A 22,512-nucleotide genomic window follows, 5' to 3' on the forward strand; every position below is an offset into this window, starting at 1 on the left:
CCACAGCGCTAGTGACTCGATGCTAGTATCTGCTCTGCATCCTTTAACGACCCATCCTGAGAGGTGGGAAAGGAGATTTACATGAGCGTAGCCCTGTCCGCACAAGACATCACACGTGCGTTGACCCGTATTTCGCACGAGATTCTGGAAAAGAATCAAGGTTCAGCAACCATCGTCTTACTAGGCATTCCTACTAGGGGTGCTCATTTAGCAACTCGCATCTCTTCGATAATCACGACGATAGAAGGAAGCGAGGTCCCGACCGGCACCTTGGATATAACGTTGTTTAGAGATGATCTACGAATGCGGCCGCCTCGCCCAATTATGCCGACCAAAATTCCTACATCTGGAATAGAAGGCAAAGATGTGATTCTTGTCGATGATGTTTTGTTCTCAGGCAGAACTATCAGGGCTGCACTCGATGCATTAGGGGAGATTGGTCGTCCCCGTACTGTTCAACTAGCGGCCTTAGTCGATCGCGGACATAGAGAACTTCCTATAAAGGCCGATTTCATTGGGAAGAATCTACCAACCTCAAAGAGTCAATCAGTGAGGGTTTTACTCAGTGAAATTGACGGTCGCGATGAAGTGACGATTGAGGAAGGTGCAGAATAATGAAACATCTTCTATCCATTTCTGACCTGAACAAATCCGAAGCTATTTCAATACTTGATACGGCAACCGAACTAGCTCGTGTTAGTGATGGGGCTGTTAAGAAACTCCCCACATTACGCGGTCGAACTATTGTGAATTTGTTTGCCGAAGATTCAACTCGCACGAGAATATCTTTCGAGGCGGCCGCGAAAAGATTGTCGGCAGACGTGATTAATTTTTCCGCTAAAGGTTCTAGTCTCAGCAAGGGCGAATCATTGAAAGACACGGCGATGACATTGCAGGCTATGGGGGCGGACGCAGTGGTCATACGTCACTCCGCATCAGGAGCGGCTCAACGATTGGCAGATTGTCATTGGATGTCCGGAAGCGTTGTTAACGCGGGTGATGGAACTCATGAACATCCGAGTCAAGCATTATTGGACGCATTCACAATTCGAAGGCATTTAGGAGTTGGCGGTGGTGATTTAAGCGGTATTAGTGTCGCAATAGTTGGAGACATTTTACATTCACGTGTTGCCCGTTCCAATGTCCTTTTGTTGTCATTGTTAGGGGCTCAAGTAACTTTGGTTGCCCCACCCACTTTGCTACCAGTTGGAATCCACAACTGGCCCGCAACTATTTCGTACGATTTTGATTCCGTCCTCCCTCATGTGGATGTTGTGATGATGTTACGAGTTCAGCAAGAGCGGATGTCTGATTTTTTCTTTCCAAATGCACGGGAATATTCGCGATATTTTGGGTTGAATTCTGAGCGCATGGGAAGTATGAAAAAGGGTGCAATCGTGATGCACCCTGGACCGATGAATCGCGGATTAGAAATTTCAGCCGAAGTTGCAGATAGTGCACGTTCGGTTATTACTGAACAAGTTACCAACGGCGTCAGTGTGCGCATGGCCATTCTGTATGTTCTCCTTGCCGGTGGAGCGCTAGAAGTTGGGAGCAACTAAATGACATCTGCTGATTATTTGATCAAAAGCGTTTCACTGCCAGATGGCATAAAGACAGATTTAACATTAACTGACGGCGCTATCTCATATATTGGTAATGGTTATACCGGTGAGGTTCGTACAGTAATTGATGGGACTGATTGTGTTGTCTTACCAGGTCTGGTTGATCTTCATACACATTTGCGTGAACCAGGTCGCGAAGATGCTGAGACGGTTTTAAGTGGTAGTCGAGCCGGAGCTAAGGGTGGCTTCACGGCCGTATCTGCGATGGCAAACACATCGCCAGTTGCAGATACTGCTGGAGTTGTCGAGCAGGTTTATAGATTAGGTCAAGAGGCAGGCCTGTTAGATGTTTTTCCAATCGGTGCGGTGACTCAGGGTTTAAAGGGAGAAGCGCTCTCTGAAATTGGAGCCATGGCCGATTCGGTAGCGCGTGTGCGAGTGTTCAGTGATGATGGTAATTGTGTGTCAGATCCTCTAGTGATGAGACGTGCCCTTGAATACATTAAGAAGTTCGGGGGAGTGATTGCCCAGCACGCCCAAGATCCTCGAATGACTATTGGTGCTCAAATGAATGAGGGCGAAATGTCAGCACGTTTGGGTCTCAAGGGTTGGCCTGCGGTTGCAGAGGAAGCGATCATCGCTCGTGATGTACTGCTAGCAGACCATGTGAAATCGAGATTGCATATATGCCACTTAACAACTGCAGGTGGTGTCGAAATAATTCGTTGGGCAAAAGCTCGAGGCATAGATGTAACGGCAGAGGTAACACCGCATCATTTACTTTTGACGGATGATTTAACTAGTTCTTATGATCCTGTTTACAAAGTAAACCCACCTTTGCGTACCGAAGCCGATACGCACGCACTTCGTGAAGCTTTGGCCGATGGGACGATCGACATTGTTGCTACAGATCATGCACCGCATCCGACAGAGTCCAAAGAATGTGAATGGCAAGAGGCGGCATTTGGGATGTTGGGTTTGGAAACTGCTTTGTCCATAGTACAAAAAACGATGGTGGATACTGGTTTGATGAATTGGTCCCAAGTCGCTGATCGCATGTCTATTGCGCCAGCCCGGATTGGTGGCTATCAAAATCATGGGAGATCCTTGGTTGTTGGAGCAGTTGGTAATCTTGTTGTGATCAATCCAACCCAAAAATGGACCGTAGACCGCGATTTAGTTCTGTCTAAGTCATCTAATACTCCCTACCATGGTCACGAATTGCCTGGTGTGATCACTCATACCTTTTTTAACGGCAAGGCTACATATAGCAATGGTGACGTGACTTCTATGGGAGGTAAGTAATGACTGTGGCTTACCTTGTTTTCGACGATGGGCGAATTTTCGAAGGTGAGTCATGGGCAGCAACCGGAAAGACATTTGGAGAAGCGGTATTTCAAACAGGAATGACCGGCTACCAAGAGACTTTGACAGATCCGTCGTATCACAAGCAGGTTGTAATTATGACCGCTCCTCATATAGGAAATACTGGCGTCAATGATGCGGACAATGAATCAGCAAAGATATGGGTAGCGGGTTTTGTTGTACGAAATCCTTCATCGATTACATCTAATTGGCGGGCGCAGAGCGATTTAGAAACTGAACTCATTGCACAGGGGATAGTCGGTATTCAAGGTGTTGATACACGAGCGATAACACGACACTTGCGAGATCGAGGAGCGATGCGTGTCGGAATTTTTTCTGGATTAGACCTTAATCGCAAGGAAATGGTCATTGAAGTTCGCAAAGCTGAAGCGATGGCTGGCTCCTATTTAGTTCGTGATGTATCAACACCAAATACCATCGTCGTCCCCGCTGTCGGCACTAAGAAGTTTACGGTCGCGGCGCTTGACCTTGGGATTAAGGGTGCAACGCCTCGTGCTTTAGCCGAACGTGGCGCCGAAGTGCATGTCATGCCGTTTGATTCATCTGTTGCCGAGATTATGGCCATTAACCCCGATGGAGTCTTTCTATCCAATGGCCCCGGCGATCCATCGACAATGAGTGATGTGATTGAAGTTGTTCGTGAATTGCTTTTGGATGAGATACCAATCTTTGGAATTTGCTTTGGTCATCAGATTCTTGGTCGGGCTTTAGGTTTTGAAACATATAAACTGCAATTTGGTCACCGTGGAATTAACCAACCGGTGATGGATAAAAACACCGGCAAAGTTGAGATAACAGCACACAATCATGGGTTCGCAGTGAAAGCGCCTACAGATACTGAGTTTGCTACAGTCTTTGGTCGTGGGGAAGTCACTCACATATGTCTCAATGATGGAGTCGTAGAAGGTTTGCAGTTACTTGATAGACCAGCATTCTCAGTTCAATATCATCCAGAAGCAGCTGCTGGACCACACGATGCTGCATATCTATTTGATCGATTCGTAAATCTGATGTCAACGAAGGTCACTACATAATGGCCCTCGATACAACGATTAAAAGCGTCCTTGTTATTGGCAGTGGGCCAATTGTTATAGGCCAGGCCTGCGAGTTTGATTACTCAGGAACTCAAGCATGTCGTGTTTTGCGGGCAGAAGGTATCCGTGTAATCCTTATCAATTCTAATCCTGCAACCATTATGACTGACCCAGAATTTGCAGATGCAACATACATTGAGCCGATTACCCCTGAAATCATCGAAAGAATTATCGCTCATGAAAAACCCGATGCAGTTCTGGCAACTTTAGGAGGTCAGACAGCATTAAATGCAGCGATTGGTTTATACGAACGTGGAACGTTACAGAAATATGGAGTACGACTTATTGGTGCCGATGTTGAAGCTATTCATCGTGGCGAAAATCGTGAATTGTTTCGGGGCATAGTTGAAAAAGTAGGTGGAGAATCAGCAAAATCTAAGATTTGCCACACTATGGAAGAAATCCTAGAAGCGGTTGCGCTTCTTAATTATCCAGTTGTAGTTCGGCCCTCATTTACGATGGGTGGTCTTGGTTCTGGAATTGCATTCAACGAAGGTGAGCTTCGACAAATTGCTGGTGCAGGGCTTCGTTACAGTCCAACATCGGAGGTCTTACTCGAGGAATCTATTATTGGTTGGAAAGAGTATGAACTCGAAGTAATGCGCGATCATAAGGATAATGTTGTAATAGTTTGCTCTATCGAAAATCTTGATCCCATGGGCGTACATACCGGTGATTCAATTACTGTTGCACCAGCGATGACATTGACTGATGTTGAATATCAGAAACTCCGTAACCTATCGATGGGTATTATTCGAGAGGTAGGCGTTGAGACTGGTGGATGTAACATTCAATTTGCAGTCAATCCAGATACCGGACGCATCATTGTCATTGAAATGAATCCGCGTGTATCTCGATCCAGTGCATTAGCCTCTAAAGCGACCGGGTTTCCTATCGCTAAGATCGCTACAAAATTGGCGATCGGTTATACCTTGGATGAGATTCAAAATGACATCACACAGGTAACACCAGCTTCCTTCGAGCCGACCCTCGACTATGTTGTTGTGAAAGTACCTCGCTTCGCTTTCGAAAAGTTTGCTGACGCGGATCCGCGTTTAACAACAACCATGAAAAGCGTTGGCGAAGCAATGGCTATTGGTCGGTCCTTTTCCGAGGCCCTCATGAAGGCGCTGCGTTCCCTGGAGCGTAAAGAGGCTGTTTTCTCGTGGCCAGATATAAGCGCCGCCGAATTGTCAACACTTTTACAACTTATGAAGATTCCCACTGAATACAGGCTGCAGCAGGTGCAAAAGGCAATGTGGGCTGGAGCAAGCATTGATCAGGTATATGAAGCGACGAAAATAGATCGTTGGTATTTACGACAGATTGAAATGATAAATGAACAGGCGCTTATTATTTCTCAACCCGGTGACTTATCGCATGAGCTATTGCGCACCGCTAAGACACAGGGATTTTCAGACAATCAAATCGCGGTTTTGCGAGGAGTCAGTGAAGAGGAAGTACGTAGAGCGCGCCATCATTTAGAGATCCGTCCCGTGTACAAAACAGTCGATACCTGCGCTGCTGAGTTTGAAGCTTTTACGCCATATCACTATTCAAGCTATGAAGAAGAAACTGAGGTTCGACCTCGTAGCACACCAGCCGTAATCATTTTGGGAAGTGGACCGAATCGTATCGGTCAAGGCATTGAGTTTGATTATTCCTGCGTTCATGCCTCATTCACCTTGCGAGATGCCGGTTTCGAAACAATCATGATCAATTGCAATCCCGAAACTGTTTCAACCGACTACGACACTAGTAACAGATTGTATTTTGAACCACTTACACTTGAAGATGTTTTGGAGGTTGTCCACGCAGAAACACTGGCAGGACCTGTTCTTGGTGTCATCACTCAGTTAGGTGGTCAAACCCCACTTGGTTTGGCAGCAGGCTTGAAAGCTAATGGAGTAACTATTCTTGGAACTTCGCCAGATGCAATCAATCTAGCCGAAGAGCGTGGTGCATTTGGAAACATATTGGCCGAACAAGGCCTTAAAGCACCTCAGTTTGGGATGGCTTCCTCTCAACTTGAAGCAACGGCAATTGCACATGAAATAGGCTATCCAGTATTGGTTCGTCCTTCCTTTGTTCTTGGCGGTAGAGGAATGGAGATTGTCTATGACGATGCCGCGCTTGGTGGATTTATCACTCGTGCAACTGATATCACACCAGATCACCCCGTTTTAGTTGATAGATTTTTGGATAACGCTATCGAAATTGATGTAGATGCACTCTTTGATGGACACGAATTATTCCTCGGGGGCGTTATGGAGCACATCGAAGAGGCAGGTATTCATAGCGGTGATAGTGCCTGTGTCCTTCCATCAATGACAGTCACAGGCGAACAACTGATTGAAATAAGAGTGGCCACCGAAAAAATCGCTCGTGGTGTTGATGTTCGAGGATTGATCAATATTCAGTTTGCAATCGCTGATAACGCACTCTATGTTCTTGAGGCAAACCCACGAGCTTCACGTACAGTTCCATTTGTCAGCAAGGCAACCGGAGTGCCATTGGCAAAAGCCGCGGCGAGAATCTCTGTTGGTGCCACTATTTCTGAGCTCCGCAAAGAAGGTCTACTTCCAGCCTCGGGTGATGGAGTCGCTCGGGGAGTATCAGTCAAAGAAGCAGTACTGCCGTGGAATCGTTTCCGTCGAACCGATGGGCGAGGAGTTGACGCAGTGTTGGGTCCTGAAATGCGATCTACTGGTGAAGTTATGGGTATCTCGCCAACCTTTGGTGAAAGTTATGCGAAAAGTCAGATTGCCGCGTTTGGCCCGTTACCTAAATCTGGAATTGTTTTCATATCCTTAGCTGACAAAGATAAGGAAACTGGGATAGAGCCAACAATGGGATTCTCCGACCTAGGCTTCCGTATTCTTGCGACTGAAGGAACCGCACTGTTCTTGCGAAATCACGGCATAGAGTGCACTGTAGTTCGTAAGAACTCTGAAGGAACTGGCGCTATGGGTGAAAAAACCATCGTCGATATCATAAATGCGGGTGAAATAGATTTAGTCATTAATACTCCTGTCGGTCGCGGTACACGAGCCGATGGTTGGGCGATTCGCACTGCAGCAGTACAGCGATCGATTCCTTGCATAACGACAACCGCTGGATTTAGCGCCGCCGTGGATGCGATCGCATTCCTGCAAAGTAGCCCACTAAGTATCAAATCATTACAAGAGTGGCTGGCCTAAATGTCGCAGATCAATAAGAGTGCGCAGCAGTTACTAGTGCCAATCGTCAGCAATAAAAAGGTAGGCCAATACCACCAGATTATTGTTAATGTGGGTGACCTTGCTGGAGCTTGCAAACCAGGAAATTTTGTTGCAATCAATGTTGGTGGAGGTTCGTCCAGCATGATTCTACGACGCGCTTTTGCAATCTCACGCGTATCTACAAGCACTACCTTTGGCGGAACTATGGAACTTATTGTTGCGCCGCATGGTCAGGGTAGTAAATGGTTGTGTGCTCAAGGTGAAGGCGTACTGCTAGATATTGTTGCGCCGCTCGGAACTGCTTTTGGCATACCAACTACACCTGTTTCCGTTTTGCTAGTTGGCGGTGGATACGGTTCAGCTCCGCTGTTCGGTTTAGCAGAAGTATTGAATGCACGTGGCTGCAGGGTGGATATGTTGTTGGGTGCTAGTACCGCATCAAAAATATATGCGCCGATGGAGGGCAAGCGAGCGGTGAATTCAATTCGCATTTACACAGAAGATGGTTCAATGGGACAGGAAGGAAGAGTTACTGATCCTATCCAGCAACTTATCAAAGATTTAGATGTTGCTGTTGTTTACTCTTGTGGACCTATGGCCATGTTGTCAGCCATCACACAAATTACCGATGCAATGTCTGTTGTCCATCAATGCGCAGTAGAAGAGGCAATGGCATGCGGTATCGGAGTATGCATGACCTGCGTTTTACCCGTGAAAAATGACGATGGATCCGTATCAATGTTGCGCTCTTGTATTGATGGACCCGTGATGGATGGATCTACAGTCCAATGGAATCAAGTTGGAAAACAATTATGAGCACTTTAGACTTTTCTACCACTATCGGAAACACGTGGTTTCCTGCCCCAACCTTTACAGCTAGCGGTTGTGCAAGTTCCGGTCGTGAATTGGCTCAATTTTTCCCCTTGCGTGAAATGGGCGGAGTTGTTACCAAGTCGGTAATGTCGAAAGCTCGAAGTGGAAGAGCAACTCCACGCATGGCGGAGACACCAAGTGGAATGTTGAATTCGATTGGTTTACAGGGTCCTGGAATTGATGCATTCATAGCAAAAGACATTCCTTATCTTATTGAGCAGAAGGCGCGGATAATTGTTTCCATTGCTGGTGAAACGGTAGAAGAGTATTCAACCCTAGCTCGAAAGTTGAGAGCGATTTCGGGTATTAGTGCCATAGAAGTAAATATCTCTTGCCCCAATGTTGAAAATCGTGGACTTGTTTTTGCGTGCGATCCTGAAGCGTCACGTCGTGTTATAGATGGTGTTCGTCGAACAATCGGGGGAGAACTGCCAATAATTGTAAAATTGTCTCCTGATGTGACTGACTTGGTCTCGATTGCACGCGGTGTAGTGGATGCTGGCGCTGATGGATTGGCATTGATTAATACCGTTCTAGGTATGGTGATTAACGTCGACACGATGCGACCTCATTTAGGCGGAAAAACCGGGGGACTTTCCGGTCCAGCTATTCGACCTATAGCGGTGCGTGCCGTGTATCAAGTACACGCGGCACTTCCACATGTTCCAATTTTGGGAATGGGCGGTGTAGCAAGTGGTAAAGATGCATTAGAGATGATTTTAGCCGGAGCTAGCGGTGTATCTATTGGGACTGCAAGTTTTGGTAATCCAACAGCGATCATGAAGATTCAGAATGAATTAAAGCAGTTGCTTATAGATCGCGGGTTTACATCTCTCAAGCAAGCTATTGGATATGCGCATCGACCAGAAACGGATTTTACTGATGAGTAAAGCACCAATTGTCTTAGCCGTTGATACGCCAGAGTTAGATGTCGCAATTCAATGGGTCAAGGCAACTCAAGATCATGTATCAGTTTTCAAACTTGGTTTGGAATTCTTCCTGACTTTTGGAAGTGACGGCGTCAAAGCTATAAAAGACGTAACCGATTCAGACATTTTTCTCGATTTGAAGCTACATGATATTCCACATACTGTCGGCGCTGCAGCTAAGGCAGTTTCACATCTGTCGCCACAGTATTTGACAGTACATGCTTCAGGTGGCTCTGCAATGATAAAAGCTGCAGTAGATGCATCGCCCAAAACACACATCACTGGGGTAACAATTTTGACCTCATTGTCAGAAGATGACGTTAATGAGGTTGGGTTCAAGAACAATGCGCTGAATTCAGCTGTCGGATTAGCTGAATTGGCTGCTGCTTCTGGAGCCGGTGCGATCGTTTGTTCACCATTAGAAATTGCAGCAATACGTACAGCGGTAGGTCCTTCTCCGATAATCATCACTCCCGGTGTTCGGCCGGCAGATTCGGCGACAATCGATGATCAAGTGCGAACAATGACTCCCAAAGCGGCTATCTCAATAGGTGCTACCTTGGTCGTTATCGGACGTCCTATAACCAATAGTTGGAAGCAAGGCGAATTGGCTATGCGCGAGCGTGCAGCAGAAATAGCTGCCGAACTTTTCTAGATTAAAGGCTAGATTTGTCATATGGGATTACCACCACAATTGACACCAGAGCAGCGTCACCAAGCTCTGCTCAAAGCCTCCTCATCGCGAAAACGTCGTGCAGAGGTGAAGGCTAGATTGAAAGTTGGCGAGTTTTCAATAGATGACATTTTAGAGATTGCTAAGAATGAAGATGCTGTTGCAAAAATGCGCGTGAAAGAACTATTAGAGTCTTTATCTGGTGTAGGAAAAGTTCGCGCACAATCACTAATGGAGCGTCTAAACATCTCACCCTCACGTAGGATTCAAGGCTTAGGACGTCTGCAAGTAAGGCAGTTACGTGAGGAGTTTATGAAGTCAGAACACGCAGTTAAGCCAGGCAAGCTGATTGTTCTCTCTGGTCCTGGAGGAGTAGGTAAAAGCACCGTCGCGCAAAAGGTTCGTGAAGCTGGTGATTTTTGGGTTAGCGTAAGTGCAACCACTAGGAAACCACGAAGTAATGAAGTTCATGGGCATGATTATTTCTTTGTTGATGATGAAGAGTTCACTCGTATGATCAACGCTGACGAGTTCTTGGAATGGGCCGAATTCGCTGGTAATCGCTATGGAACCCCACAAGAACAAGTTGAACATGCTTTGTTACTCGGTAGAAATGTTCTTCTGGAAATAGAAATTGCAGGTGCGAAGCAAGTTAAGGCTCACCTGCCTCAATCGATTTTAGTGTTCCTCGAACCTCCTACGTGGGAAGAATTGGTTGCTCGGCTGGAAGGACGAGGTACTGATAGCCCAGAGCGACGGGCCGAGCGGTTGGAATTGGCTCAGGAAGAGCTCGCCGCGGCCGCGTTTTTTGATGTTGTTCTGACAAATGACCAGGTCGAGAGCGTGGTCAGAAAACTGGTAGAGTTAGCCCATAATTAGTAGTTGCTATTAATTCAGTATTGATCAATGAAGCGGGGTACACCATGGATGGAATCACTAATCCACCGATTGACGAACTTCTAGATAAGAGCGGTTCTAAGTACAGCTTAGTTCTGTACGCTGCTAAGCGTGCTCGTCAGATCAATGCGTATTACTCACAGCTCGGAGAAGGTTTGCTTGAATACGTAGGGCCACTTGTTGAAACCCACGTCCATGAAAAGCCACTTTCGATAGCCCTTCGTGAAATCAATGAAGGCCTTCTTACAATCGAAAATCTCGAGCCAACAGCTTAGTTCTTTTTCTATGTCACTAATTGGCCGTGAAGTTGTACTCGGCATTGGTGGTGGAATAGCGGCATACAAGTCTTGCGAGTTACTGCGTCGTCTTCAAGATCGCGGGTATCTAGTTACAGTTGTTCCAACACCTTCCTCTTTAAACTTTGTAGGAAAAGCTACATGGGAAGCGTTATCTGGGCGCCCGGTTAATACGCAGGTTTGGGAAAACGTTCACACAGTTCCTCACATCGCTTTAGCCGAATCTGCTAACTTCTTTCTAATTGCTCCCGCAACAGCGGATTTAATTGCACGTCTTGCGGCAGGTCGTGCCGATGATCTATTGACAAATTTGGTCTTAGCTTCAGATGCGCCAAAGATGCTAGTACCGGCCATGCATCCTTCAATGTGGCTTGATCCAGCAACGGTTGCGAATGTACAGACACTTCGGTCCCGTGGTTTTATAGTTATGGAGCCAGAAGTTGGTCGCTTAACCGGCAAAGACAGCGGACCGGGACGTTTCCCTGAAACAGCTTCAATTCTTGATAAGTTTGATGCAGTCACAGGCCATGTTCAAGATTTTAAAGGTAAACGCGTACTTGTTACAGCAGGCGGAACTCGCGAAGCTATAGATCCTGTTCGATTTATCGGTAACAAGTCATCGGGCAAACAGGGGATTGCGATAGCTCTTGCAGCCCGTGACCGAGGAGCCACAGTGCATCTAGTCGCCGCAAATTTTGATACCTCGGGCTTAGAGGGAATACAAATTTCGAAAGTCGAGAGCGCCGCTGATATGCAACAAGTATTGTCACAACAGTTTCCACTGTGCGATCTATTGATCATGAGCGCAGCGGTTGCCGATGCGAAGCCCAAAAGCATGTCCTTGGAGAAAATCAAGAAAGCTCTCTTAGGCAGTATCGAATTGGAAGAAAACCCGGACCTATTGTCCGCTCTGTCTGCCTCAAAAAAGGAGCAGATTATTATTGGCTTTGCGGCAGAGACTAAGGATCATGTGCAAGAGGCTCGCAGGAAGATGGAAGCCAAAGGGTTAGATCTGATCTTTGTTAATGATGTATCAGGCGGGGCGATATTTGGTCAGGACCACACTATGGGTACCATTCTCCTACGCAATGAAGCGGATATAGCGGTCAAGGAAGTCTCCAAAGACGCTCTCGGTAATTTACTTCTTGATCAAGCCATCCGGCAGTTAGGTTAAAAATATGTCAAAGCGCCTTTTCACTTCAGAATCAGTAACCGAGGGTCATCCAGACAAGATTGCTGATGCCATTTCAGATGCTGTTCTGGATTCGCTACTTACGCAAGACAAGAAGAGCCGAGTGGCTGTGGAAACTCTCATCACTACAGGACAGGTGCATGTAGCGGGTGAAGTAACAACCGATGGTTATGCCGATGTAATGGGCATAGTTCGCGATACAGTTTTGAATATTGGATACAACTCCTCTGACAAAGGTTTTGATGGAAATAGTTGTGGTGTTTCGATCTCAATTGGACAGCAGTCTCAAGATATCGCGCAAGGTGTTAATGATGCATATGAGCATCGAGTCGCATCAGCAGTTGATCCATTAGATCTTCAAGGAGCAGGTGATCAAGGGCTGATGTTTGGTTATGCATGCGATGACACCAAAGAGCTAATGCCATTGCCAATTTGGCTAGCGCATGCACTGGCTCAGCAATTAACAAAGGTTCGCAAATCAGGTGCACTTCCTTACCTACGCCCTGATGGTAAAACTCAGGTGACTATCGAATACGATGGTGATCGAGCGATTGCTCTAAATACTGTTGTGATCTCCAGCCAACATGCTGAGGAAGTTGATGTTGTTAAGAAGTTAACACCAGAGGTAATTGAGTATGTGATTGATCCTATTTTAGCCAGCATTGATCTTCCTAAATCTGATCTACGCACATTGATCAACCCAACTGGTCGTTTCGTCATTGGTGGTCCAATGGGAGATGCAGGCTTGACGGGTCGTAAAATCATTGTTGATACATATGGGGGAATGGCACGTCACGGTGGTGGAGCATTTAGCGGTAAAGACCCTTCAAAGGTAGATCGCTCAGCTGCTTATGCAATGCGTTGGGTGGCAAAGAATGTTGTTGCAGCAGGTCTTGCCCGTCGTTGCGAAGTACAGGTTGCGTACGCAATTGGTAAGGCGCAACCGGTAGGAGTTTTTGTAGAGACCTTTGGAACAGAAACAGTTCCTGTGTCAAAAATTCAAGATGCAGTCTTGTCGGTTTTTGATCTACGCCCAGCGGCAATCATTAGAGATCTAGATTTACTTCGCCCGATTTATTCGCTAACTAGCGCATATGGTCACTTCGGTCGTGAACTTCCTGAGTTTGCATGGGAACGAACCGATCGTGTGTCAGCGCTACAAAACGCAATCAAGTAGTCGGTGGCAACGCCGAAGCTCTTTCGTTTAAAGGCTGAAGTTGCTCCAACAGCTTCTGGGCCTAGAGCTTCTGTATTGCCCTTCGCAAGAGTGCGCGTTGATACAGGTGTTTTTCATTTAGATCAGTTGTATGACTACGTAATTCCCGAAAAACTCAGTGACTCGATCCAGACGGGTGTTCGCGTTCAATTGCCATTTGGAAACCGCGAAACTGAGGGGATAGTAGTTGAGCGGTTGCTACAGCCGGAAAGGGCGGGAGATCTCAAGAGCATCACAAAGGTTTTGTCGCCTCTGCCAGTAGCTACAACTGCAAGTTTGAAGTTGATTGATTCCGTTTCTCATCACTTTGCATGTAATCCATGGGATGTAATTCGCTCTGCAATTCCACCTCGAGTCGCATCTGTTGACAAGAATGTTTCATTTGGCGTTCCTGACCCACAGGTGAGCGGCAAGAAATCAACAAACTTTCAAACTCTCGCACCATTTATCCAGGCCCATGAGCAAATAGTTCCGTTGGTCAAAGAGAATCAGTGGGTTGGCTCTGTATTGATCATTGCACCAGATGAAAAAGATGTAGATCTGATCATTGCCGCACTAGAAACAGCATCTATTAAGGTTCTCAAACTAACTGCTGCCATGCCTCGAGAAGAACGATATCGAAACTATCTGCAGGCGATGCATGGGTCGGACAGCGTCGTAGTAGGAACTAGAAGTGCAATTTTCGTACCAGTTAAGAATTTGTCGACCGTCATCATTCATAAAGAGTCATCGTATGATCATTACGAACTACGCTCACCAGGTTGGAACTCGCGATCTATCGCGCTTATTCGCGCGAGAACAGAATCCTTTAAGTTGATTTTTACAGGATTTTCCCCTTCGATTGAGGTTGCTCAACTAATTGATGAACGAGAAATGAAGTATCTCAATTCCAGGCAAACTATAAATGTTAAAGCGTTCAGCTCAAGTGAAGGGGCGTTGCTGCCAGGAAGAATTTTTTCAGAGATTAAGAAGGCGCTAAATGTAGGGCCAGTCTTGTTCATCGCACCCCGAAAAGGCTATGGAAACGCTCTGCTGTGTGCTCATTGTCGTAACGTTGCTTCCTGTGATTGTGGTGGCCGGTTAAGTGTGTCGGGGAAAAACAAAGCACCTTCCTGTGTTCATTGCGGTAAGTCGTATAAGGAATGGAAATGTTCTTTTTGTAACAGAAGTAAACAATATCTGGCTGGGCGCGGAATCGAGCGAGCAGCTGAAGAAATTTCTCGAGCATTTCCTAATTTTCCAGTCATAGTTTCTGCAGGAGATGTAATTAAAGATCGAATTGAGCCGAAGTCAGTCTTGGTACTTGCAACAGCCGGAGCGCAACCACAAGTCACAGGTGGCTACGCAGCGGTTGTAGTTTTGGATGGAGCTCGCTTCTTTTCACACACCGACCTGCGTACACAAGAGCGTGCCCGTGAGCTTTTTCTTGAATCTTCCTCATTGATTTCTTCAAATGGCACAGTTCTTTTAGTGATAGAAGATTCACACCCTGTTGTATCGGCGATTGCGCGATGGAATGTCGCGCCATTGTTAAAGCGCGAATTGAGCGAGCGGACTGAACTTCATCTCCCGCCTTCAGTTTTCTCTATTGTTTTGGTGATGGACCAATCAATCGGAATCCAGATTGTCAACGGCCTTAAGAAGGCGTTAACCGAGGGCCGCATACCTCAATCATCACATGTCTATGGCCCAACCGAAATATCTAAGGGACAGGTGAAAATTGTGATTCATACTGACAAAAAGGACTCGCAAGCATTGACCGATGTTGTTCACGAACTTCAACGGCGCAGAAGTATTGCAAAGAAGGATCTTTTCACGCTTAGAGTTGAACCATATTCACTGTGATCAATTGGTAGACTGAACCCATGTCTATTCAAGAAATACGATTCTTCGGGGATCCGGTACTTACAACTCCGGCAGCCTTGGTAGTCGATTTCGATAAAGAATTGCGTGTACTAGTACAAGATTTAACAGACACAATGATTGACGCCCCTGGTGCTGGTCTTGCTGCCCCTCAGATAGGTGTACCACTACGTGTTTTTGTCTGGGATGTAGATGAAGAATTAGGTCACTTAATTAACCCCGTCTTGACGTTGAGCGAAGAAATGCAGGATGGCGAAGAAGGATGCCTGTCCTTTCCGGAAATTCGATATGAAACACCTCGAGCTATGAGAGCTGTAGCAAAAGGTTTCAACATGTATGGAGAACCGATCACCGTGGAAGGTTCTGAGTTTTTAGCACGCGCCCTTCAGCATGAGACAGACCACCTAGATGGCATCTTGTTCATCGACAAACTGTTACCCGAAGATCGAAAATTAGCAATGAAAGAAATCCGTGTATCTGAGTGGTTCAATCTGGCCGCCGAACAAGGGCGTTCGATCCAGGTGAAGGATTCTCCACATACAATTTTCGGACGGATTTCTTAGTGCGTATCGGAGTAGCTGCTACTCCGGATGTAGCAATACCAACCCTAAATTGGTTATTACATTCCGAACATGAAATTGCATTAATCATCACACAACCAGATCGACCAGCTGGGCGTGGTCGCAATCTTCAGCAATCGGTAGTTGGTGACTGGGCTAATGAGCATCAGATAGCAGTTATAAAACCCGAAAACTCATCGGAATTAGTCGGAAAAATCGAAGAGTTGGATTTAGTGTTAACGATTGCCTATGGAGTATTGCTTCCCCAAACAATTTTGGATCTACCGAAAAATGGTTTTCTGAATCTTCACTTCTCACTTCTGCCTGCATACCGAGGAGCCGCACCCGTTCAACGTGCACTTCAGAACGGTGACACAGTTACGGGTGTCTCTGTATTTCAATTGGATAAAGGCATGGATACCGGTCCTATATTTGCTCAAGAATCGATTGCCATCGATACCTCTTGGAGAAGTTTTGAATTGCTGCAACAGCTAGCCGATCTTGGGCCTGAAGTAGTTCAGCGAGCATTCACAATGATTGAAAATGGAAGTAGTGCACAACTCCAATTTGGTTCGGTTTCTATAGCTCCTAAGATTGATAAGGCGGAAGCCAAAATCGATTTCGCGCAGGATGCAATGCACATTTCTAATTGCGTACGTGCTTTTACTTACGATCCTGGAGCCTGGACAGTATGGAAAGGCGAGCCCTTCAAAATTTGTGCCACAGGATCGATAAGCGCACAGATTGGTCACCCAGGTGAGATATCAGTTGCAGATAATGCGGTCTTTGTATCAACTGGATCAGGATCATTGCAATTACTGCGCGTTATTCCTGCAGGGAAGAAGGAAATGGATGCGATTGCTTGGGCGCGCGGAGCACGACTAAACGGTGGTGAAAGCTTTGGTTGAGGCGCGTCGCAATACATTCAAGTCACCGAAACCAGACGCTGCACGTTTATTAGCATTTGATTTGCTCACTGAAGTAAATCGTAATGAAGGTTATTCAAATTTGTTACTTCCACAAGCTTTAAACGCAAGCAAACTTGAGGACCGAGATCGTTCGCTGGTCACGGAGTTGCTTTACGGCACAATACGAATGCAAGGCAAGCATGATTGGGTTTTAGCTCAAATAAGTGATCGACCATGGTCAGAAGTTGATCCAGGAATCGTGGATATCTGTCGGTTAGGTGTACATCAACTGCATGAAATGAGAATTCCTGATCATGCCGCCGTAGCAGCAACAGTGGAAGTAGCTCGCAAACGTATCGGAGAATCAAAGGCGAGTTTTGTGAACGCCTTGTTGCGAAGTGTTACACGTACAGCAATCGATGATTGGTTTGCGCCTTTAGCTGCTATTTCAGATCCTGTAGAACGCTTTGCTATCGCTTATTCACATCCCGAATGGATCGTCTCTGCTTATTATGATCTTTTGAAAGATTGGTACGAAGTTGAGGCAGCGCTGAAGATTAATAATGAAGCCGCCACACCGACCCTAGTTTCGTGGCCTGGGTTCTCCAGCCAACAGGATTTACTGGATATCGGGGGAGCGCCAACAGAGTTTTCGCCTTATGGTGCCCATTGGAAAGGCAATCCAGGAGCTCTTGATCTAATCAAGGCGAGAAAAATCGGAGTACAAGATGAAGGTTCGCAATTAGTTGCGCAAGTTTTTTCACAGGTTGCGACAGGTGCTAGCTGGTTAGATCTGTGCGCTGGTCCTGGCGGAAAAGCTGCATTGTTGTCCAGTATTGCTAGAGAACGCGGCATTACTTTCATCGCCAACGAGATTTCAGGAGCACGTGCTGAACTTGTGAAACAAGTGGTACACGGTGACCGTGTTCTTGTTTCGGATGGTCGAACAATCGGTTTAAGTAATGAAAAATTTGATGCGATTTTGATTGATGCCCCTTGCACAGGGTTAGGCGCACTTCGTCGACGCCCAGAAGTTCGTTGGCGTCGAACATTGCAGGATTTACGTGCATTGACCCAGTTGCAGCGAGAGCTAGTTGACTCAGCTATTCAAGCGCTCAATTCTGGCGGCGTTCTAGGGTATGCAACCTGCTCGCCTCATCTGGCTGAAACAAGTATTCAAATCGCAGACATCAAGAAGAAGTATTCGGATGTACAACAGATCGTTGTCGATGAATTCCTCCCACCAAATTTGCTTCAGGCCACACGTGACGGAGCAATGTCCTTGTGGACTCATAAACACGGTACTGATGCGATGTACTTAGCCCTGTTCCGAAAGAACATTGGTTAAGATTCACTCATGAGTCGAGATATTCGAATAACTCCAAGTATTTTGAATGCGGATTTTTCTCAGTTGGATCAGGAAATTAAACGAATCGCAGCGGTTTCGGATCTGCTTCACTTAGATGTAATGGATGATGTATTTGTACCAAATTTTACTTTTGATTTTGATGCGGCATCGGCAATCATTAAGAGTTCAGTACTAGCAGTTGACGCTCATCTGATGGTTGCGCATGTGGATGAAATCGCTGTCCAATATGCTGAAATTGGATGCGCTTCTGTCACGATTCACGCAGAAGCCACGAACGATATTCCTCAAACCTTAAAAAACATCCGCAAAGCTGGGTCGCGATCCAGTCTTGGTATCAAGCCAAATACTGATATTTCTGATTATGAATCTGTTATTGATGATGTCGATATGTTCCTGATCATGACAGTAGAGCCAGGATTTGGTGGGCAAAGCTTTATGGAAAACATGATGGACAAGGTTCGCCGCACACGACAACTGATTGGGAATAGACCTATTTGGTTGCAAGTTGATGGTGGAATCTCTATGAAAACGATCGAAATTGCCTTAGATGCTGGTGCCGATACATTTGTAGTTGGTAGTGCGGTCTTTAACGCTCCCGATCCTGCCGCGATGGTCGTCTCATTACGTAATATCGCAACTAGCCACGTGAGCAAGTGACTCTCTAGTAAACTTAAGCCATGAAAACCTTTGAAACCTTATGGGCAGAACTAAGCGAGAAAGCCCTAACTCGCCCAGAGGGTTCAGGCACAGTCGCAGCACTTGATGCTGGAATCCACGGAATTGGTAAGAAAATTCTGGAGGAAGCGGGTGAAGTATGGCTTGCCGCTGAACACGAATCGGATGAAGCACTAGCTGAGGAGATAAGCCAACTGATCTACCACTTGCAAACTTTAATGCTTGCACGTGGGCTATCAATCAATGATGTTTACAAATTTCTTTAGGAGAAGATGATGTTGAGAATAGCCGTACCGAATAAAGGTTCATTAGCTGATAGTTCAATGCAGATCCTAAAAGAGGCGGGATATCGCCAACGTACAGATACTCGTGATTTAGTGTTGATTGATAATGACAACAGTGTTGAGTTTTATTACTTGCGCCCTCGAGATATTGCGGTTTATGTGGGATCAGGAGAGCTCGAAGCAGGAATCACTGGCCGAGACTTACTCATTGATTCTGCCGCGGATGCAGATGAGATTTTGTCTTTAGATTTTGGCGCATCTACCTTTCGCTTTGCTGGCCCAACAGATAAGAATTGGTCGGTTCAAGACATCGCCGGCAAGCGAGTAGCGACCGCCTATCCAGGCCTGGTCGAACATTCACTGTCTTCGCTAGGAATTAAGGCACAGATTGTTCGGCTCGATGGTGCTGTTGAAAGCAGCGTGCGTTTAGGAGTTGCTGATGTAATCGCAGATGTAGTCAGTACTGGTAGTACTCTGCGACAAGCTGGATTGAAGATATTTGGCGATCCGATCCTGACAAGCGAAGCGGTCGTAATCGCTGGTCGAAACACAGCGATTCCCGCGGAATTAGAAATATTGATTCGTCGTTTACAAGGTGTAGTCACAGCACGACGATATGTATTGCTTGATTACGACATCCCGAAAGATCTAGTCGAGAAGGCCTGTGCGATTACACCTGGTCTTGAGTCTCCAACGATTTCTCCTTTGCAAAAGCAGGATTGGGTTGCAGTCCGAGCTATGGTCTTGCGTAAAGAGACAAACCAGGTGATGGATGAATTGTGGGCGATAGGTGCTCGTGGAATTCTGGTCACTGATATCCACGCTTGTCGTTTGTAGTTTTACGCCAACCCAATCAAATCAATAACTGAACGTAAAGATGGTTCGTTGATCGCACGGTCTGCGGCTGCAACGACTATGGGCTTTGCATTAAATGCGATGCTCAAACCTGCAATTTCCATCATGTCTAAATCATTTGCACCATCGCCTATAGCCACAGTATTTTCCAAAATTACCGCACTGGCAATCGAAAACTCACGCAATGCTGCAGCCTTAGCGGCACGATCAATAATCGGACCAACTAAATTGCCGGTCAGAAATCCATCTAGAAATTCCAACTTGTTTGCTTTGTAATACTTGATCGATAGCGATCGAATCATCGGTTCAATGATGTCGATGAAACCACCTGAAACCAGTGCCACACTGTGACCCTGCCCGTGCAGAGTGTTGACTAAATCCTGAGCTCCATCAGTTAATGTGATTTCATGCTGTACATCAGCAACAGCGGATACAGGCAATCCCTTAAGCAGACTGACTCGTGCACGCAAACTCTGTTCGAAATCTAATTCGCCTCGCATAGCCGACTCAGTGATGGCAGAAACTTCTTGCAACACGCCAGCTTTTGCGGCTAGCAGTTCGATTGCCTCTTGCTGAATGAAAGTCGAATCGACATCAAGTTGAACCAAGCGTTTTACGAATGTCATATGTTCAGAGATCGCTCACTGAAATATTGGTTGCGTCCTCAAATTTCAGAGGTAAGAGGGCTGCTTCTAGCGCTTCTTTTGAGAGCCCTGAAATAGTTATCGCTATAGTCACCGGATTGTCTGATGTTCTACTAAAACTATGAATGTTTCCACCAGCAGCTGCTATAGCCTGAGTAGCTAATGCCATGGCTTGCGGATGCATTTTAGGAGAAGTAATACGTGCGGTAAGTATTCCAAGCGCCATCTGTGAAACTTGCGTTGTTCCGAATACGGTAGCGACATCAACATCTAATGCAGAAGCACACAAGTTGAGATCTTCTTCGATAGCTTTTTGATGCGCAGGATTAGCACCGATCAGAACAGTCAAAATTAAGCGGCTGTTATTGATCACTTGTTCCACATCGATCACATGTACAGCAAAGGGAGCTAGGGTTTCAAAGAGTGCTGCCGCAATGCCAGGCTTATCAATGCCCGTTAGCAGGATTAACCCGGTGAACTGCTCTGTCTGTGCGCTGTTTTCTGTCATAAGAAGGCAAGGTTATCGTGAATCACCGCACTTAAAGGTGAGGCATTAACCCCTGTTCGCTCACACAACCACTATCTTTTGCATCTATGAGTACCACGGTTTTGAGCCTTAGTGATGTCTTAGTTCGCAGAGGCGATCGAGTCATTTTGGGGCCGATCAACTTCCAGATTACTCAAGGAGAACGTTGGGTCGTTTTAGGCCCGAACGGTGCTGGTAAATCAACACTCTTGCAGATTCTTGCGACAAAAATGTTTCCGACCCAGGGCGTTGTTCGTGTGTTAGATAAACAAATGGGTTCGATAGATCTTTTCGAATTGCGGACGCGGATTGGAATCTGCGGCTCAGTGGTCGCCGAAGATATTCCATATGATGAAACTGTTAAAGATGTCGTGCTTACTGCGGCATATGCAATTGTCGGGCGTTGGAATGAAAATTATGATCTCTGGGATGAGTCCCGAGCGATGGCTTTGTTAACTACATTTGGAGTCCGAGAGCTGGGAGAGCGGCTGTACGGAACACTCAGCGAAGGCGAAAAGAAACGGGTTCAAATTGCACGTGCTCTCATGACAGATCCCGAACTTTTACTGTTGGATGAGCCAGCCGCGGGATTGGATCTTGGTGGACGAGAAGATCTACTTCATCGTTTTGCTAATTTTTCGGCAGACCCCGCCGCTCCAGCTACCATTCTTGTCACACACCACATAGAAGAAATTCCTGTGGGAAGCACGCACGCTATTTTGCTCAAAGACGGTGTTATCGCCGTTTCGGGTCCAATTGATCAGGTCATCACCTCGGATCATGTCTCTGCTGTCTTTGGCACGTCTATCACGGTCACACCAGAATCTGGTCGCTTCTTTGCCCGCGCAACTGTTTAACCAATTACATCCTGACTGGAAAGATGTTTTAAATCCATACTCTGGTTCTATTGAACGAATAGAACAGGGGCTAGTTGGCCGAAATATTTCACCTGAGTTTCACAATGTTTTCAGGTCATTAGGACAAGCCATTGGATCAACGAAGGTGGTTATCTTCGGGCAAGATCCATATCCAACCAAAGGTCATGCCGATGGCCTAGCTTTTTCAGTAGACAATAGTGTTTCGCCACTGCCTGCATCTCTTCGCAATATTTATAGGGAGTTATTGAGTGATTGCGGAATAAGTAGAGATCGTGGTGATTTGTCTGATTGGTTTGATCAGGGAGTGATGTTGATCAATCGCATTTTGACAACCGATTCAGGTTCTTCGCTCACACACTCAGATCTTGGATGGAATGAAATAACTGATTCTGTTGCGCGAGAGCTTGGAGAGCGACAGGTGGTAGCAATTCTGTGGGGAAAGACGGCGGGGGAGTTATCGGACTATTTTCCAGAAGGTTACCGAATCCAATCAGCGCACCCAAGTCCCTTGTCTGCCTATCGAGGCTTCTTTGGATCCAGACCATTTTCTCGTTGCAACAATATTTTAAAAGCCCACGGAAAGACACCCATTCAGTGGTAACCCTGGT

General features: G+C 46.2%; 23 protein-coding genes. 21 read left to right on the forward strand and 2 right to left on the reverse strand.

Annotated features, from left to right (window positions below):
* The first annotated feature begins 81 nt into the window (after nt 1–81).
* The 19 genes from pyrR (at nt 82) to hisG (ending at nt 19,838) form a co-directional block, all read left to right on the forward strand.
* The gene (pyrR, locus tag AC9UGD_RS01260) at nt 82–615 is read left to right on the forward strand and encodes a bifunctional pyr operon transcriptional regulator/uracil phosphoribosyltransferase PyrR (RefSeq protein ID WP_509568378.1); all 534 of its coding nucleotides are present in this window, start codon (nt 82–84) and stop codon (nt 613–615) included.
* The gene (locus AC9UGD_RS01265; RefSeq protein WP_509568380.1) at nt 615–1,562 is read left to right on the forward strand and encodes an aspartate carbamoyltransferase catalytic subunit; all 948 of its coding nucleotides are present in this window, start codon (nt 615–617) and stop codon (nt 1,560–1,562) included. Before pyrR ends, AC9UGD_RS01265 begins: the two co-directional genes overlap by 1 nt.
* Nucleotides 1,563–2,870, forward strand: a complete 1,308-nt coding sequence (locus AC9UGD_RS01270; RefSeq protein ID WP_509568382.1) for a dihydroorotase — start codon at nt 1,563–1,565, stop codon at nt 2,868–2,870.
* Complete coding sequence (gene carA / locus AC9UGD_RS01275; RefSeq protein ID WP_509568384.1) at nt 2,870–3,985, forward strand: glutamine-hydrolyzing carbamoyl-phosphate synthase small subunit; 1,116 nt, start codon at nt 2,870–2,872, stop codon at nt 3,983–3,985. Before AC9UGD_RS01270 ends, carA begins: the two co-directional genes overlap by 1 nt.
* Complete coding sequence (gene carB / locus AC9UGD_RS01280; protein WP_509568385.1) at nt 3,985–7,245, forward strand: carbamoyl-phosphate synthase large subunit; 3,261 nt, start codon at nt 3,985–3,987, stop codon at nt 7,243–7,245. The genes carA and carB overlap by 1 nt, the downstream gene beginning before the upstream one ends.
* Nucleotides 7,246–8,082, forward strand: coding sequence for a dihydroorotate dehydrogenase electron transfer subunit (locus AC9UGD_RS01285; RefSeq protein ID WP_509568388.1), 837 nt, complete (start codon nt 7,246–7,248; stop codon nt 8,080–8,082).
* Nucleotides 8,079–9,029, forward strand: a complete 951-nt coding sequence (locus AC9UGD_RS01290; protein WP_509568391.1) for a dihydroorotate dehydrogenase — start codon at nt 8,079–8,081, stop codon at nt 9,027–9,029. Before AC9UGD_RS01285 ends, AC9UGD_RS01290 begins: the two co-directional genes overlap by 4 nt.
* Nucleotides 9,022–9,723, forward strand: a complete 702-nt coding sequence (pyrF, locus tag AC9UGD_RS01295; protein WP_509568393.1) for an orotidine-5'-phosphate decarboxylase — start codon at nt 9,022–9,024, stop codon at nt 9,721–9,723. The genes AC9UGD_RS01290 and pyrF overlap by 8 nt, the downstream gene beginning before the upstream one ends.
* Before the next feature lie 21 nt (nt 9,724–9,744).
* The gene (gene gmk, locus AC9UGD_RS01300; RefSeq protein WP_509568396.1) at nt 9,745–10,620 is read left to right on the forward strand and encodes a guanylate kinase; all 876 of its coding nucleotides are present in this window, start codon (nt 9,745–9,747) and stop codon (nt 10,618–10,620) included.
* A 44-nt stretch (nt 10,621–10,664) separates the two neighbouring features.
* On the forward strand, nt 10,665–10,913 hold the full coding sequence (gene rpoZ, locus AC9UGD_RS01305; RefSeq protein ID WP_018207237.1) for a DNA-directed RNA polymerase subunit omega: 249 nt from the start codon (nt 10,665–10,667) through the stop codon (nt 10,911–10,913).
* Between the two features lie 10 nt (nt 10,914–10,923).
* Nucleotides 10,924–12,108: a bifunctional phosphopantothenoylcysteine decarboxylase/phosphopantothenate--cysteine ligase CoaBC gene (coaBC, locus tag AC9UGD_RS01310; RefSeq protein WP_509568399.1), complete on the forward strand. Its 1,185-nt coding sequence runs from the start codon at nt 10,924–10,926 to the stop codon at nt 12,106–12,108.
* Between the two features lie 4 nt (nt 12,109–12,112).
* Nucleotides 12,113–13,303, forward strand: a complete 1,191-nt coding sequence (metK, locus tag AC9UGD_RS01315) for a methionine adenosyltransferase (protein ID WP_509568402.1) — start codon at nt 12,113–12,115, stop codon at nt 13,301–13,303.
* A gap of 90 nt (nt 13,304–13,393) precedes the next feature.
* Nucleotides 13,394–15,187, forward strand: coding sequence for a primosomal protein N' family DNA-binding protein (locus tag AC9UGD_RS01320; protein WP_509568405.1), 1,794 nt, complete (start codon nt 13,394–13,396; stop codon nt 15,185–15,187).
* 20 nt (nt 15,188–15,207) lie between these two features.
* Nucleotides 15,208–15,768: a peptide deformylase gene (def, locus tag AC9UGD_RS01325; protein WP_509568408.1), complete on the forward strand. Its 561-nt coding sequence runs from the start codon at nt 15,208–15,210 to the stop codon at nt 15,766–15,768.
* Nucleotides 15,768–16,673 (forward strand): methionyl-tRNA formyltransferase, encoded by a 906-nt coding sequence (gene fmt / locus AC9UGD_RS01330; RefSeq protein WP_509568411.1) that lies wholly within the window; start codon nt 15,768–15,770, stop codon nt 16,671–16,673. Before def ends, fmt begins: the two co-directional genes overlap by 1 nt.
* Nucleotides 16,654–18,021: an RsmB/NOP family class I SAM-dependent RNA methyltransferase gene (locus AC9UGD_RS01335; RefSeq protein WP_509568414.1), complete on the forward strand. Its 1,368-nt coding sequence runs from the start codon at nt 16,654–16,656 to the stop codon at nt 18,019–18,021. Before fmt ends, AC9UGD_RS01335 begins: the two co-directional genes overlap by 20 nt.
* Before the next feature lie 9 nt (nt 18,022–18,030).
* On the forward strand, nt 18,031–18,699 hold the full coding sequence (rpe, locus tag AC9UGD_RS01340) for a ribulose-phosphate 3-epimerase (protein WP_509568417.1): 669 nt from the start codon (nt 18,031–18,033) through the stop codon (nt 18,697–18,699).
* A 20-nt stretch (nt 18,700–18,719) separates the two neighbouring features.
* Nucleotides 18,720–18,983: a phosphoribosyl-ATP diphosphatase gene (locus AC9UGD_RS01345; RefSeq protein WP_509568420.1), complete on the forward strand. Its 264-nt coding sequence runs from the start codon at nt 18,720–18,722 to the stop codon at nt 18,981–18,983.
* 9 nt (nt 18,984–18,992) lie between these two features.
* The gene (gene hisG / locus AC9UGD_RS01350; RefSeq protein ID WP_509568423.1) at nt 18,993–19,838 is read left to right on the forward strand and encodes an ATP phosphoribosyltransferase; all 846 of its coding nucleotides are present in this window, start codon (nt 18,993–18,995) and stop codon (nt 19,836–19,838) included.
* A 2-nt stretch (nt 19,839–19,840) separates the two neighbouring features.
* Here hisG and serB read toward each other — a convergent pair whose 3' ends face one another.
* Nucleotides 19,841–20,482, reverse strand: coding sequence for a phosphoserine phosphatase SerB (serB, locus tag AC9UGD_RS01355; RefSeq protein WP_509568426.1), 642 nt, complete (start codon nt 20,480–20,482; stop codon nt 19,841–19,843).
* 4 nt (nt 20,483–20,486) lie between these two features.
* Entirely contained in the window at nt 20,487–21,008 is a 522-nt protein-coding gene (locus AC9UGD_RS01360; protein WP_509568429.1) for an ACT domain-containing protein, read from the reverse strand.
* 86 nt (nt 21,009–21,094) lie between these two features.
* On the opposite strand from AC9UGD_RS01360, the gene AC9UGD_RS01365 reads away from it, so the two are divergent.
* Entirely contained in the window at nt 21,095–21,883 is a 789-nt protein-coding gene (locus AC9UGD_RS01365; RefSeq protein WP_509568432.1) for an ABC transporter ATP-binding protein, read from the forward strand.
* On the forward strand, nt 21,864–22,505 hold the full coding sequence (locus AC9UGD_RS01370) for a uracil-DNA glycosylase (RefSeq protein ID WP_509568435.1): 642 nt from the start codon (nt 21,864–21,866) through the stop codon (nt 22,503–22,505). The genes AC9UGD_RS01365 and AC9UGD_RS01370 overlap by 20 nt, the downstream gene beginning before the upstream one ends.
* Nucleotides 22,506–22,512 lie beyond the last annotated feature (7 nt).

This window comes from Candidatus Planktophila sp., assembly GCF_044232745.1.
Lineage (GTDB): Bacteria > Actinomycetota > Actinomycetes > Nanopelagicales > Nanopelagicaceae > Planktophila.